General features: G+C 57.3%; 14 protein-coding genes and 1 pseudogene. 9 read left to right on the top strand and 6 right to left on the bottom strand.

Going from position 1 to position 12461, the window contains the following annotated elements; all coding sequences use genetic code 11:
* Positions 1 to 2: 2 nt before the first annotated feature.
* The 5 genes and pseudogenes from ABLV52_RS14725 to ABLV52_RS14705 all read left to right on the top strand — a co-directional run bounded on the left by ABLV52_RS14725 (position 3) and on the right by ABLV52_RS14705 (position 2620).
* A complete protein-coding gene (locus tag ABLV52_RS14725) occupies positions 3 to 1091 on the top strand; it encodes a RecT family recombinase (protein WP_124990288.1) in 1089 nt (362 codons plus the stop codon).
* Positions 1092 to 1125: 34 nt separating this feature from the next.
* The gene (locus ABLV52_RS14720) at positions 1126 to 1464 is read left to right on the top strand and encodes a hypothetical protein (RefSeq protein ID WP_080876426.1); all 339 of its coding nucleotides are present in this window, start codon (positions 1126 to 1128) and stop codon (positions 1462 to 1464) included.
* Positions 1457 to 1918 (top strand): annotated as a pseudogene (locus ABLV52_RS14715) (DUF550 domain-containing protein); the annotation flags it as partial. The gene ABLV52_RS14720 and the pseudogene ABLV52_RS14715, both read left to right, overlap by 8 nt.
* A gap of 146 nt (positions 1919 to 2064) precedes the next feature.
* Complete coding sequence (locus ABLV52_RS14710; protein WP_124990284.1) at positions 2065 to 2373, top strand: hypothetical protein; 309 nt, start codon at positions 2065 to 2067, stop codon at positions 2371 to 2373.
* Positions 2374 to 2380: 7 nt separating this feature from the next.
* Entirely contained in the window at positions 2381 to 2620 is a 240-nt protein-coding gene (locus ABLV52_RS14705; protein ID WP_004892750.1) for a DUF4060 family protein, read from the top strand.
* A 220-nt stretch (positions 2621 to 2840) separates the two neighbouring features.
* Here the strand turns inward: ABLV52_RS14705 and ABLV52_RS14700 are convergent, their stop codons facing one another.
* Positions 2841 to 4058, bottom strand: coding sequence for a site-specific integrase (locus ABLV52_RS14700; protein ID WP_232647396.1), 1218 nt, complete (start codon positions 4056 to 4058; stop codon positions 2841 to 2843).
* A gap of 146 nt (positions 4059 to 4204) precedes the next feature.
* Between ABLV52_RS14700 and sapC the strand changes: the two genes are divergently transcribed.
* Genes sapC through sapF form a run of 3 tightly spaced genes read left to right on the top strand, consistent with a single transcriptional unit; the run spans position 4205 to position 6898 of the window.
* Positions 4205 to 5095 (top strand): putrescine export ABC transporter permease SapC, encoded by an 891-nt coding sequence (sapC, locus tag ABLV52_RS14695; protein ID WP_004151901.1) that lies wholly within the window; start codon positions 4205 to 4207, stop codon positions 5093 to 5095.
* On the top strand, positions 5095 to 6087 hold the full coding sequence (sapD, locus tag ABLV52_RS14690; RefSeq protein ID WP_023289349.1) for a putrescine export ABC transporter ATP-binding protein SapD: 993 nt from the start codon (positions 5095 to 5097) through the stop codon (positions 6085 to 6087). Before sapC ends, sapD begins: the two co-directional genes overlap by 1 nt.
* A gap of 1 nt (position 6088) precedes the next feature.
* Positions 6089 to 6898, top strand: coding sequence for a putrescine export ABC transporter ATP-binding protein SapF (gene sapF, locus ABLV52_RS14685; protein ID WP_004203898.1), 810 nt, complete (start codon positions 6089 to 6091; stop codon positions 6896 to 6898).
* Between the two features lie 29 nt (positions 6899 to 6927).
* Here the strand turns inward: sapF and hutH are convergent, their stop codons facing one another.
* From hutH to ABLV52_RS14660, 5 genes are read right to left on the bottom strand one after another with little or no spacing between them, the layout of a single operon-like run.
* A complete protein-coding gene (hutH, locus tag ABLV52_RS14680) occupies positions 6928 to 8427 on the bottom strand; it encodes a histidine ammonia-lyase (RefSeq protein ID WP_072420353.1) in 1500 nt (499 codons plus the stop codon).
* Entirely contained in the window at positions 8424 to 9218 is a 795-nt protein-coding gene (locus ABLV52_RS14675) for an ATP-binding cassette domain-containing protein (RefSeq protein WP_348890548.1), read from the bottom strand. Before ABLV52_RS14675 ends, hutH begins: the two co-directional genes overlap by 4 nt.
* Before the next feature lies 1 nt (position 9219).
* Positions 9220 to 9951: an ABC transporter permease subunit gene (locus ABLV52_RS14670; RefSeq protein WP_023289347.1), complete on the bottom strand. Its 732-nt coding sequence runs from the start codon at positions 9949 to 9951 to the stop codon at positions 9220 to 9222.
* A 9-nt stretch (positions 9952 to 9960) separates the two neighbouring features.
* Positions 9961 to 10680, bottom strand: coding sequence for an ABC transporter permease subunit (locus ABLV52_RS14665; RefSeq protein ID WP_023289346.1), 720 nt, complete (start codon positions 10678 to 10680; stop codon positions 9961 to 9963).
* A gap of 11 nt (positions 10681 to 10691) precedes the next feature.
* Positions 10692 to 11537, bottom strand: coding sequence for a transporter substrate-binding domain-containing protein (locus ABLV52_RS14660; protein WP_023289345.1), 846 nt, complete (start codon positions 11535 to 11537; stop codon positions 10692 to 10694).
* Between the two features lie 209 nt (positions 11538 to 11746).
* Between ABLV52_RS14660 and ABLV52_RS14655 the strand changes: the two genes are divergently transcribed.
* Positions 11747 to 12289, top strand: coding sequence for a HutD family protein (locus ABLV52_RS14655; protein WP_348890547.1), 543 nt, complete (start codon positions 11747 to 11749; stop codon positions 12287 to 12289).
* Positions 12290 to 12461 lie beyond the last annotated feature (172 nt).

Below are 12461 nucleotides of genomic sequence, written 5' to 3'. Positions count from 1 at the left end.
CAATGTCCAATTTAGTCGCAAATACTGAAAACCAGACCCAGAAGATCGACAACGTTTCTATCCTGACGAACGGTGAATTGTTCAACCGCCTGCGCACGCTCTCGGAAGTAATGGCCAATAGTGGAAACTTCGTGCCTGAGCATTATCGTGGGAAACCAGATGCGTGCATGGCTGTAGTGATGCAAGCAGCGCGTTGGGGTATGGATCCGTTTGCAGTGGCACAGAAAACCTTCATCGTGGGTAACTCAGGTGTGCTTGGCTATGAAGCACAACTGGTGAATGCGGTAATTAACACCATGGCTCCAACCAAAGACCGGATCCATTTTGAATGGTTTGGTGCATGGGAAAATATCGTTGGCCGCTTCATTAAAAAAACCAGCGGCAAAGGTAACGACTACATCGCGCCGGGCTGGGATTTGCAAGATGAAGCTGGCGTGGGCGTCCGCGCCTGGGCAACCCTCAAAGGAGAATCAGAACCTCGCGAGCTTGTGCTGATGCTTTCGCAGGCACAAGTCCGCAACTCTACACTGTGGGCGAGCGACCCCCGTCAGCAACTGGCCTATCTCGCCGTTAAACGTTGGGCGCGACTGTACTGCCCGGATGTGATCCTCGGGGTCTATACCGCCGATGAAATTGACGAACGCGAAGAAAGGGTTATTAACCCGGCGCAGGCAGAAAAAGTCACGCTGAATGAGATAACACACTCCGTTGGCGATTCCACCAGCACGCAAGAGCCTGCATCTAACGTTGACTCTGTTGCTGACGAACTCCGAGACCGGATTGATACAGCTGACTCAGTGGATCGGGCCAAAGCAATTCGTGTAGACATCGAATCACAGAAAGCTCTGCTGGGTACTGCTTTGTATACCGAACTGAAGAGTAAGGCAGTGAAACGCTACTACCTTGTTGATGCGAAAAACAAAGTTGAGGCCGCCATAAATTCACTCCCTAACCCGGGGGATCCGGAGGCAGAAGCATTATTCGCGAAGGCAGAAAGCACCCTGATCTCATCGCGCCGCCACCTCGGTGATGAACTGTATGACCAGTTCCGCATCACCCTGGACGACATGAAACCGGAATACGTGGGCTAAGGGAGGCGGGAGGGTTCGCCCTCCCGGTAACGATATGAGCAAATCACTGAATGCACGTTGTATCCGTCGCTGGGAAGTTGAGTTCAAAGGGCGCTGCGATTCAAAATTTAGCACTGTCTGGCGTAAGCGCGATCTGCGTGGGTATATCCGCGAAGCTGCACTCACCACGGCTAACTGCATGGTTGAACGAATGGCAGAAGATAACGCCCGAGCTGATTTTGGTATTAAGGGTTGGTCGTCGGATTTCTCAGACTGGTACGACGAACGTCGGGAGCACTATCGCAAAGACGCAAAGCTCATTCTTGATGCGTTTGCCTGCAACGAAGCTATTGATGAAGAAATTCAGAACGAGCTGGAGGCCTGGAATGACTGATATCGCCACCTTCACTAATGAGCAATTAATCGCCGTGTGCCGTGATGACGTGGCGGAAATGTCGAAGTTTTTAAAAGAGGGTGAATTCAGCAATCCGTTCCGCGCAGCTATGTATTTGCGTATTACTGAAATCGCATTGGAAGCGCTGATGGGGGAGTTCTCATTTGCTCGCAATCAGGTTCGCCGCGAACACGCTGAATGGTCACATGCCACCTTCGGCAATGTTGGTCCGGCTGGCCCACTGAAACACCTCAGCATAGAAGCGCTTGAAGCTGCCGCGGAACCTAACGACCACAGCGAATGGGCTGATATGCAGTTCCTGATGTGGGATGCCCAGCGCAGAGCGGGAATCACTGACGAGCAGATTACCCAGGCGATGATCGATAAGCTCGCGGTAAATAAGGCGCGCCAGTGGCCTGATCCAAAGGACGGGGAACCTCGGATGCATTTACGAAGCGAAGACGAATCACTCAACGCCAGGCGCCGCCGTAATCGTGAATCAAATGCGCGCGCTCGCGAACGTGAAACGCCCGCACAACGCAAAGCCAGACTGGAGAAAAACAGATTGAGAATGGCTCTTCGTCGTAAGGGAGGTGCCAAATGAGCCTGAAACACCGCCTGCCCGAGCTGGAAGCCAGCATCGACCCGGCAGCATTGCGCGCAGCCGCCGACGAATATTCGGATCTGCTTCTGACTTTGTGCTTGTGCATGAAGATGGCCGGCCCCACCCGGGCTAACGTGCGCGCCTGCGCCACCGAGCTTAAAAAGCGCCTGACAACCTGGCACAGCCATAAAGAGCTCAATGCAATTCTGTCCAGTGGGGATCCCGTTGGCTATGTTCTCGGCCTCCGCCGGGAGGCGATCGACAACGCGCGCGCAGCTGGCGATCCAGTTGATGTTTTTGTGTGAGGTGAATATGCGACTGATTAACCGAAGCAAACAATCACCGCTGGGCCGCCAGGCTTGTGATGCCGCACTGGCAAAACATGTTGAGCTTTATGGCGCCTACGGGCGACAGAAAACGAAGAGAACTTATACGGTGGTGGTTCAAGGCTCAAAGATCACTGTAGAAGTTGTAAACAGAAAAAGTAGCTATGTGGCCACAGCCATGAGCTGCGCGCGCCGGCTACACCATCTGCCTGGACAATGTAACTAAGGGGTTTTTATGACTAATACATCTCATAAATCAGATGAAATTTTGATAACCGATGACGTTCTGTCCAGATACAAAATATCGCGCAGCACACTCTATTTCTGGAGCACCCCATCCCGGATGCCCTCTTACTTTGCTCAGCCATTCCCGCAGCCTAAAATAAATGGCAGCCCTAAAAGGTGGAGACTTTCAGACTTGTTGGCCTGGGAAGATAACGTGGGGATCAAACCAGAGGCTGACCAACCAGCTTCTCAAGGTGATCCTGCCAAACAGCAAGCCAGTGACGCTGATCATCCAGATAATCATGCAGGTTATAACGTGCCATGACACCTGCCATATGATGGCCAAGCAGTTTTTCCACAACATGTGGCGGCGCACCTAATTCAGAAAGACGTGTCGCCACTGTTCGCCTTAGGTCATGGAGAGACCAGGGTTTCATGCCTGTTTTAGCTATAATCTGAGCAGAAAACAGAGCGACGTTTGGTTGTAGTGGCGGTCTGTCATCTTCTGGCCCCCTGTAACGTGACAGTGTCACAATATGTTTTGAAACTGACGTTTCCTTCTCTGCTAACATCATTCTTACTACTGCCTCGGGAAGTGCCCTTCTGACCGATTTCCCGGTTTTATAATCGCTTGCCGGAATGGTCCACGTTTGCTCATGGAAATCGAACCACTCCCATCTTGCTGTCCTGATCTCTGTACTCCGGCAGCCAGTCATGATGAGAAACTTCATTATCAGCTGTTGTCTGTACTTCAATTCAGGAAGGATGTTCCAAACTGTTTTGATTTCCTCATCACTCAATCTGCGATCTTTTACGGATGCTGTGAGACCTACGTCAGAGCGCCTAAGGCTCTCAATTGGGTTCACATTAATTACCCCTCGATTGGAGCAGAAACGGAACGTACGCTGCATCAGCCCCAGCATCTGACCAGTGACAACTCTTCGCCCCATGCCATCAAAAAGGTTAAGCCAGTGCGCTTTAGTGGTCTGATCAACAATCATGTTCCCCAGCACAGGCGCTATATGGTTATTAAAGTCCCGCCGGTTAACCTTGATTTTCACAAGACCTTCAGGGATGCAGTAATACTTTTCCCAGTAATCGAAAGCCTCTTTAACGGTGAGTGCTTCGACTTTTTTCTGTTTCTCCAGAACTGTTTGCCGTCTCGGATCGAGTCCTTCTGTCAACCAGGCCCTGAACTGCTGCCTACGTTCGCGAGCTTGAGATAAGGAGGTGGTGGGATAATCGCCAATCGTTAGCTGAGCGGCTTTCCCGTTCCATCTGTAGCGGTAAAAGAATGTTATACTGCCGGAAGTAGACAACCGGACATTCAGACCATGAGCGTCCGATATGACCTCGATCTGGTCTCTCTTTTTGCCAAGAGCTTTTCTTAATTTTGTGTCGGTAAGCAATGTGTACACTCCGGAAGACGATATACACATCAGTGTACACATTTTACTTAAATTGATAACCTTCAAATCAATGCAGAACACACAAAATTAAAGCACTCTATGCTGGCAAAGTGTTGGTATTAGCGGGATTTTTGAAAAGACTTAAAGCATGACTAACAAACTTAAAACGGATTCATATGCCCTACGATAGCGTTTATCTGGAAAAGCGTCCGCCCGGCGCGCTGCGCACCGTATGGCGTAAATTCTATGGCGACACCACGGCGATGATCGGCCTGTACGGCTGCGCGGGGCTGCTGCTGCTTTGCGTCTTCGGCGGCTGGTTCGCCCCCTACGGCATCGACCAGCAGTTCCTCGGCTACCAGCTGCTGCCGCCATCGTGGTCGCGCTATGGGGAAGTCTCTTTCTTCCTCGGAACCGATGACCTGGGGCGCGATGTGCTCAGCCGACTGCTGAGCGGCGCGGCGCCGACCGTCGGCGGCGCTTTTGTCGTCACCCTCGGCGCCACGCTGTTTGGCCTGGTGCTGGGCGTCATTGCCGGATCGACCCACGGCCTGCGCTCGGCGGTGATGAACCATATCCTTGATACCCTGCTCTCCATCCCCTCGCTGCTGCTGGCGATCATCGTCGTCGCCTTTGCCGGGCCGCACCTCAGCCATGCGATGTTTGCCGTCTGGCTGGCGCTGCTGCCGCGCATGGTGCGCTCCGTCTACAGCATGGTCCACGATGAGCTGGAGAAAGAGTACATCATCGCCGCCCGCCTCGACGGCGCGTCGACGCTGAATATTCTGCTGTTCGCCATCCTGCCCAATATCGCCTCCGGCCTGGTGACCGAGATCACCCGCGCCCTGTCGATGGCTATTCTGGATATCGCCGCGCTGGGCTTTCTTGACCTCGGCGCTCAGCTGCCTTCGCCGGAATGGGGAGCGATGCTGGGCGATGCGCTGGAGCTTATCTATGTTGCGCCGTGGACCGTGATGCTGCCCGGGGCCGCGATTATGCTCAGCGTACTGCTGGTCAACCTGCTGGGCGACGGTATTCGCCGGGCGATCATTGCCGGGGTAGAATAATGCCGTTACTCGATATTCGTCACTTAACCATCGAATTTAAAACCAACGAAGGCTGGGTAAAAGCCGTCGACCGCGTCAGCCTGACCCTGACCGAAGGCGAAATCCGTGGCCTGGTGGGGGAATCCGGCTCCGGGAAGAGCCTGATCGCCAAAGCTATCTGCGGCGTGACAAAAGACAACTGGCGGGTCACGGCCGACCGCATGCGTTTCGACGACATCGATCTGCTGCGGCTGTCGAACCGCGAGCGCCGGAAACTGATCGGCCACAACGTGTCGATGATATTCCAGGAGCCCCAGTCGTGCCTCGACCCCTCTGAGCGCATCGGCCAGCAGCTGATCCAGAGTATCCCTGGCTGGACCTACAAGGGCCGCTGGTGGCAGCGGCTGGGCTGGCGTAAACGTCGGGCCATCGAGCTGTTGCACCGCGTCGGGATTAAAGATCACAAAGACGCCATGCGCAGCTTCCCCTATCAGCTGACCGAAGGCGAGTGCCAGAAGGTGATGATTGCCATCGCCCTGGCCAACCAGCCGCGCCTGCTGATCGCCGATGAACCGACTAACGCTATGGAGCCCACGACGCAGGCGCAGATTATCCGCCTGCTGACGCGGCTCAACCAGAACAACAACACCACCATTTTGCTGATCAGCCACGATCTGCAGATGCTCAGCAAATGGGCGGATAAAATCAACGTCATGTACTGCGGGCAGACGGTGGAGAGCGGGCCCAGCGAAGAGCTGATCACCCTGCCGCATCACCCCTACACCCAGGCGTTAATCCGCGCGATCCCGGATTTTGGCAGCGCCATGCCGCATAAAAGCCGTCTCAACACCCTGCCGGGGGCGATACCGCTGCTGGAGCAGCTGCCCATCGGCTGTCGGCTGGGGCCGCGCTGCCCGTACGCCCAGCGCGAGTGTATTGAAACCCCGCGTCTTACCGGGGCGCGCAATCACCTGTACGCCTGTCATTTCCCGCTGAACATGGAGAAAGAGTGAAATGGTCGAAACATTGCTGGAAGTGCGCCAACTCAGTAAGACCTTTCGCTATCGCACCGGCTGGTTTCACCGCCAGACGGTGGAGGCGGTTAAGCCGCTGAGTTTTACCCTGCGCGAACGGCAGACGCTGGCGATTATCGGCGAGAATGGCTCCGGGAAATCCACCCTCGCGAAGATGCTGGCGGGCATGGTGGAGCCCACCAGCGGCGAGGTGCTGATCGATGACCATCCGCTGACCTTCGGGGATTACTCCTACCGCAGCCAGAAGATTCGCATGATCTTTCAGGATCCGTCGACGTCGCTAAACCCGCGCCAGCGCATCTCGCAGATCCTCGATTTTCCGCTGCGGCTGAATACCGACCTCGACGCCGAAGCGCGGCAGAAACAGATCATCGATACCCTGCGCATGGTCGGCCTGCTGCCGGACCACGTCAGCTACTATCCCCATATGCTGGCCCCGGGTCAGAAGCAGCGTCTTGGCCTCGCCCGGGCGCTGATCCTGCGCCCGAAGGTCATCGTCTGCGATGAGGCGCTGGCCTCGCTGGATATGTCGATGCGTTCCCAGCTCATCAACCTGATGCTGGAGCTGCAGGAGAAACAGGGCATCTCTTACATCTATGTCACCCAGCACCTGGGAATGATGAAGCACATCAGCGATCAGGTGCTGGTGATGCATAACGGGGAAGTGGTTGAGCGCGGCAGCACCGCCGATGTGCTGGCCTCACCGTTGCACGACCTGACCCGACGCCTGATCGCCGGCCACTTCGGTGAGGCTCTCACCGCCGACGCCTGGCGCAAAGACGGCAAATAGCGCCGTCTCATTCACCTCGCCCGCTGACCTCACGCCGGCGCGTGGCCAGCGGTTCGCTTAAGGATGGCCACCGCGCTGGCGATGTCCGGCGCCAGCCAGCGATCGTCCTCCCAGCCAGGCACGCTTTCGCGCAGCAGGTCTCGCGCCCGGCGCGTGCCCGCCGCCAGCTTCTGCGGCTCGTAAAAATCGAGCCCCTGGGCGGCGAGTAAATATTCGATGCCCAGGATCTGATAGAGGTTGCCCAGCAGGCGCTGCAGTTTCAGCGCTGCGCCGGTGCCCAGGCTTAAATGATCCTCCTGCAGACCCGAGGTAACAAAATTATCCAGCACCGCCGGCTGCGCCAGCTGCTTGTTTTCCGCGCACAACGACGCGGCGACGTACTGGGCAATCATCATGCCTGAATTCACGCCCGGTCGGGCGACCAGGAACGCCGGCAACCCGCTCACCAGAGGATTCACCAGCCGGTCAAGGCGTCGTTCAGCGATGGCGCCCAGCTCAGCCATGGCAATGGCCAGCAAATCGCAGGCCATCGCCACCGATTCGCCGTGCGGATGCGCCTGGGAGACCACCCGCCACTGCTCAACGGTTCCCAGGATCAGCGGATTATCAGTACAGGCGTTGAGTTCGATATTTATCTGCGTCTGCGCGTGGCTAAACTGATCGCGGCAGGCGCCATGCACCTGAGGCATCGAGCGAAGGCTTAGCGCATCCTGGGTGCGAAGTCCTTCACTTTCGGCCAGCAGACGGCTGTCCGCCAGCAGCTCACGCAGCCGCTGGCCGCTGGTCTGGATCCCGGGGCTGGCTTTCAGCGCCAGGATCTCGGCATCGAATGCCACAAGCTGGCCGCGCAGCGCTTCAAAGCTCATCGCGCCGGTTACATCGGCCCAGTTCATTAAGCGCTCGGCGTCGTCTAACGCCAGACAGGCCAGACCGGTCATGCACGGCGTACCGTTGACCAGGCTCAGCCCCTCTTTCGCTCCCGGCGCGATGGGCTGCAGATCTAGCTGCGACAGGACCTCTGCCGCTGACCACGTTCGCCCCTGCCAGAGCACATCGCCAACCCCCATCAGGGCCAGGCCAATATGCGCCATATGCGTTAAATAGCCAACTGACCCCTGGGAGGGCACCTGAGGGGTGACGCCATGCTGCAAAAACGCCAACAGCTGCTGCACTATCCCGGCGGAGATCCCGGATTTACCGTGGCTGAAATTGGCCACCGCGGCGCACATAATTGCCCGGGTTGGGGCGACCTCCAGCAACGGTCCCACCCCGCAGGCGTGGCTGAGCAACGTATTGCGCGACAGCTGGTGTAGCTGCGCTTCCGGCAGCGTAATATTGCACAGCGCCCCCAGCCCGGTGTTGATTCCATAGGCTACCTGGCCGGCTTTAACGATATGCTGGACAATCGCCCGCCCTTGCGCGATACGCGACCAGGCGCTGTCGCTGAGGCTCAAGGTCGCCTCGCCCCGCGCAACGCAAGCCACCTCCTGCCAGCGTATCGGCGCATCGCCCCACTGGATCATTTTCATACGACCTGTCCTGGCTGTTGGTGGCTGGAGATAAATTGCTTGAAGCGCGCGGACCCCTGGCTGCCAAACAGCGCCTCTGGCGCACCGTCGCAGTCAATCGTCCCCTGGTGCATAAAGACCACCCGGTTGGAAACATGGCGGGCGAATCCCAGCTCGTGGGTGACCACCAGCATCGTCCGTCCCTCCTCCGCCAGGCTGCGCATCACCTTTAGCACCTCGCCGACCAGTTCGGGATCCAGCGCTGAGGTAGGTTCATCAAAGAGCATGACGTCCGGCTCCATGGCCAGCGCGCGGGCTATCGCCACGCGCTGCTGCTGGCCGCCGGAGAGCTGCGCAGGATAGAAATCCTTTCGGTTCAACATCCCCACTCGCTCCAGCAACTGCTCAGCCTGTTCAATGCAGGTCCGTTTGTCCCGCTTGAGCACATAATGCGGCCCCTCAATGACATTCTGCAGAACCGTCATATGCGACCAGAGGTTCAAACTTTGGAAGACCATCCCCAGCCGCGAGCGCAGGCGCTCTATCTGCCGGGGGTTCGCCGCCAGCCGATGCCCACGGGCATGATGCTTCATTTCAATCGTCTCGCCGCCGACGCTGACCACTCCGGCATCGGGCGTTTCCAGCAGGTTAATGCAGCGCAGCAGCGTACTTTTACCGGAGCCGCTGGCCCCGAGGATCGAAATGACATCGCCCTGCTGCGCCTGGATGGTGATCCCCTTCAGAACATCCAGGGAGCCAAAGGACTTATGAATATCGCTGACCGATAAGGTCACCGGACGTGAATCTAGCATCTTACTCTCCTTTGGTTATCGGCTTGAGCGACACGGTCGCCGGATTTTGCCGGGTATGCGGGGTTAAACGCCGTTCAAGCAGGGCGTACAGCTGCACAATGATGAAATTGAGCAGCAGGTAGATGGCCGCCGCGCAGAGGAATACCTCCATCGTCCGGTAGGTACGCTGAATAATCTGTTGGGCCACCCCCGTGACGTCCCAGACGGTCACCAGGCTTGCCAGCGCCGTCGACTTGACCAATAAAATGGCCTCCGTGGAGTAGGCTGGCAGCGCATAGCGCAGCATCACCGGGGCAATGATCCGCCGCAGCAGCAGCCAGCGCGACATACCGCAAGCCTGGCCGGCTTCAATCTGGCCCGGCGGTATCGCCAGCAACCCGCCGCGCAGAATTTCCGCGGTATAGGCCGCCGTACAGAGCGCCAGCGCCAGAACGGCGCAGATAAAGGGTTCGCGCAGCAGCGGCCACAGGAAACTGTGGCGGATCACCCCAAACTGACCCAGCCCGTAATAAATGAGAAACAACTGGATCAGCAATGGCGAACCGCGAAAGATCAGGATATAGCCTTTGGCGAAACCGCTTGCCAGCGGCCAGCGGCTCATTCGCAGCGCCAGAACGCCAAGAGCCAACACGCCGCCGAGCAAAAAAGAGCAGATAAAGAGCCCCAGCGTCACCGGCAGCGCCGCGCCGAGCTTCAACAACGTCTCACCGAGAAAGGCAAAATCGATAATCATATGGGCTCCTTACGCCTGCGCGGCGCTGCGACGCAGCCAGGCGCGGTTCAGACGGCTCTCCGCCCGGGTAAACGCGCGGTTAGAGAGCAGCGTCAGGATCAAATAGCAGCCGCCGCCGATGAGATAGAACAGGAAATAATCGCGGGTAGAGCCAGCGGCAATCTGGCTGGCGCGCATCAGTTCAACCATCCCGGTCACCGATACCAGCGCCGAGTCTTTGAGGCTCATTTGCCAGACGTTGGACAAACCCGGCAGCGAATAACGGACAATCTGCGGCAACAGGATGCGCTGCAGGATCCGCCAGCGCGGCATGCCAATGGCGGAAGCCGCCTCCACTTCACCGGGCATCAGCGCCAGACGAGCAGCACGGTAGACTTCCGCCTGATACGAGGAGGAGATCAAGCCAATCGCCAGAGCGCCAATCAGAAATGGCGGAACCTCAATAAAGCCGTCTGCGCCAAACAGACGCCCCAGCCATGAAATCATCCCTGAGCCGCCAAAATAAAACAGATAGATCACCAGTAATTCAGGGATACCGCGGAATACCACCGACCAGGCGGCGCCGAACCAGCGCGCTGGCGCGTGGCGGGACAGCTTCGCGGCGGCGATAACGCCGCCCACCCCCGCACCGACGGCCAGCGCCGCGAGCGACAGCAGCAACGTAGTCAGCGTTGCGCTGAGGATCAGCGTCCCCCACCCGTTTTCACCCAAACTCAGAAGATTTAGCATGGTTGCCTCGCTCAGGGAGTCACGTCGCTTTTAAACCATTTCTCACTCAATTTTTTTACCGTCCCATCGGCCAGCGCCGCCTGAATGGCGCTATCCAGTTTCGCTTTGAGTTCGGTATCGGCGAGGCGCACGCCCATCGCCTCACCGCCTCCCCAGATTGGGCCGCTCATCAGCGGACCGCTCAATGCCAGATTGCTATTCTCCGGGCGCGACAGGGTGGTGTTGGCAAAGGTAATATCATCAAACACCGCGTCGATGCGCTCAGCCTGCAGGTCGAGGATCGCATCCGCTGAGTTGTTATATTCCCGGACGTCAGCGATATCCTTGAAATACTTATCAATAAACGGCGTGTACACGGTGCCGGACGCGATGCCGATGGTTTTCCCTTTCAACGCCGCGCGCAGCGGCGCAATCGCCGCCTGAATCTCTTTCTCATTATCATGAAGCTTGACCGCTGGCGAAGGCGGTAGCAGCGACCCTTTTACCGCAATGAAAGAGGCCGGCGTGGCTGCGTATGCCTGGGTAAACGCCACGACCTTCGAGCGCTCTGGGGTGACGACGATAGCATCCATGATCACGTCATATTTTCCGGCGTTAAGTCCGGCAATCATGCCATCCCAGTTCTGCACCACCAGTTTGCATTCGATCTGCATCCGCTGGCATAAATTCGCCATAAGCTCGGGCTCGAAACCGCTGAGTTTCCCGCCGGGAAGCGTCAGATTCCAGGGTTCATAGCCGCCTTCCGTAGCGATGGTGATCGATTTCCACTCTTTAGCGTATGTTGAGCCACCAGACAGCAGTAGCCCCGAAAACAGGGTGACCAGGCAGGCCTGGCGGAAAGTAATACGCTGTTGCATTTTCATTCTCCCGATCGCGTTTTGTCATGATGGCTCTGGTCAAGGCGATAAGATAATTCGCAGATGACTGCTCATGTATATACAAGCATTGACAAACCCGCACACGCGCTCAATGATGGATTTGTGAGCCCTGTTGTAAATAATTTGTAAGAACATTGAGACAAGCGTGTAACAAATACTATCCACTTCCGACTTCCGCCGAGCAAACTATGATCACCTATTTTGATTACGCTACCTTGCCCGTCACGCCATGGAAGAACGGCGCTGGCTCCACCCGGGAAATTCTCGCCGTTCCTTCCGTAGATGCGCCTTTTCTCTGGCGCGCGAGCATTGCCACCCTGCAGGCCGATGGCCCATTCTCCCCTTTTCCCGGCGTCGACCGAACGATCGTCCTGCTGGCGGGGCAACCGCTACGGCTGCGCGGGGAGGAGATCGACCATCCGCTGGCGCGCTGGCAGCCGTGGGCGTTTCCCGGCGAATGGGCGCTGTCCAGCGTCGGGATCGTTGAGCCTGGACTGGACTTCAATGTCATGACCCAGCGCGGGCGAGCCCTCGCGCAGGTTGAAGTGGTGAGCGACAGGCAGCGACCGGCCACTGACGGGGTTGCTTATGTGCTGCAGGGTGAATGGGATCTGGCCGGACGGCGCTGCGCCGTCGGCAGCGGGCTCTGCTGGCACGGCGACGCTCCGGGGGAGTTGCGGCCTCTCAGCGCCGATGGGCGTCTGCTGCTGGCGGCGATTGCGCTCAAATAGTCAGCAGAGAAAAATGGTATACTTGAGCCATCGCGATCGGCTTTTACCCCGCGCGGCGCGGGCCGGCTGAAAAATATCGTGACACAAGGGGTCGTCAGTGGGATATAATTCCCGGCTAAATTTGAGTTATTTTGAAATGACAATGTTAACGCTATGATTGTTAAAGTAAAAA

Source organism: Klebsiella sp. GB_Kp056 (assembly GCF_040064755.1).
In the GTDB taxonomy this organism is placed as follows: Bacteria; Pseudomonadota; Gammaproteobacteria; order Enterobacterales; family Enterobacteriaceae; genus Klebsiella; species Klebsiella quasipneumoniae.
The sequence above is the reverse complement of the archived record's forward strand: the minus strand, read 5'-3'. Positions and strand labels throughout refer to the sequence as shown.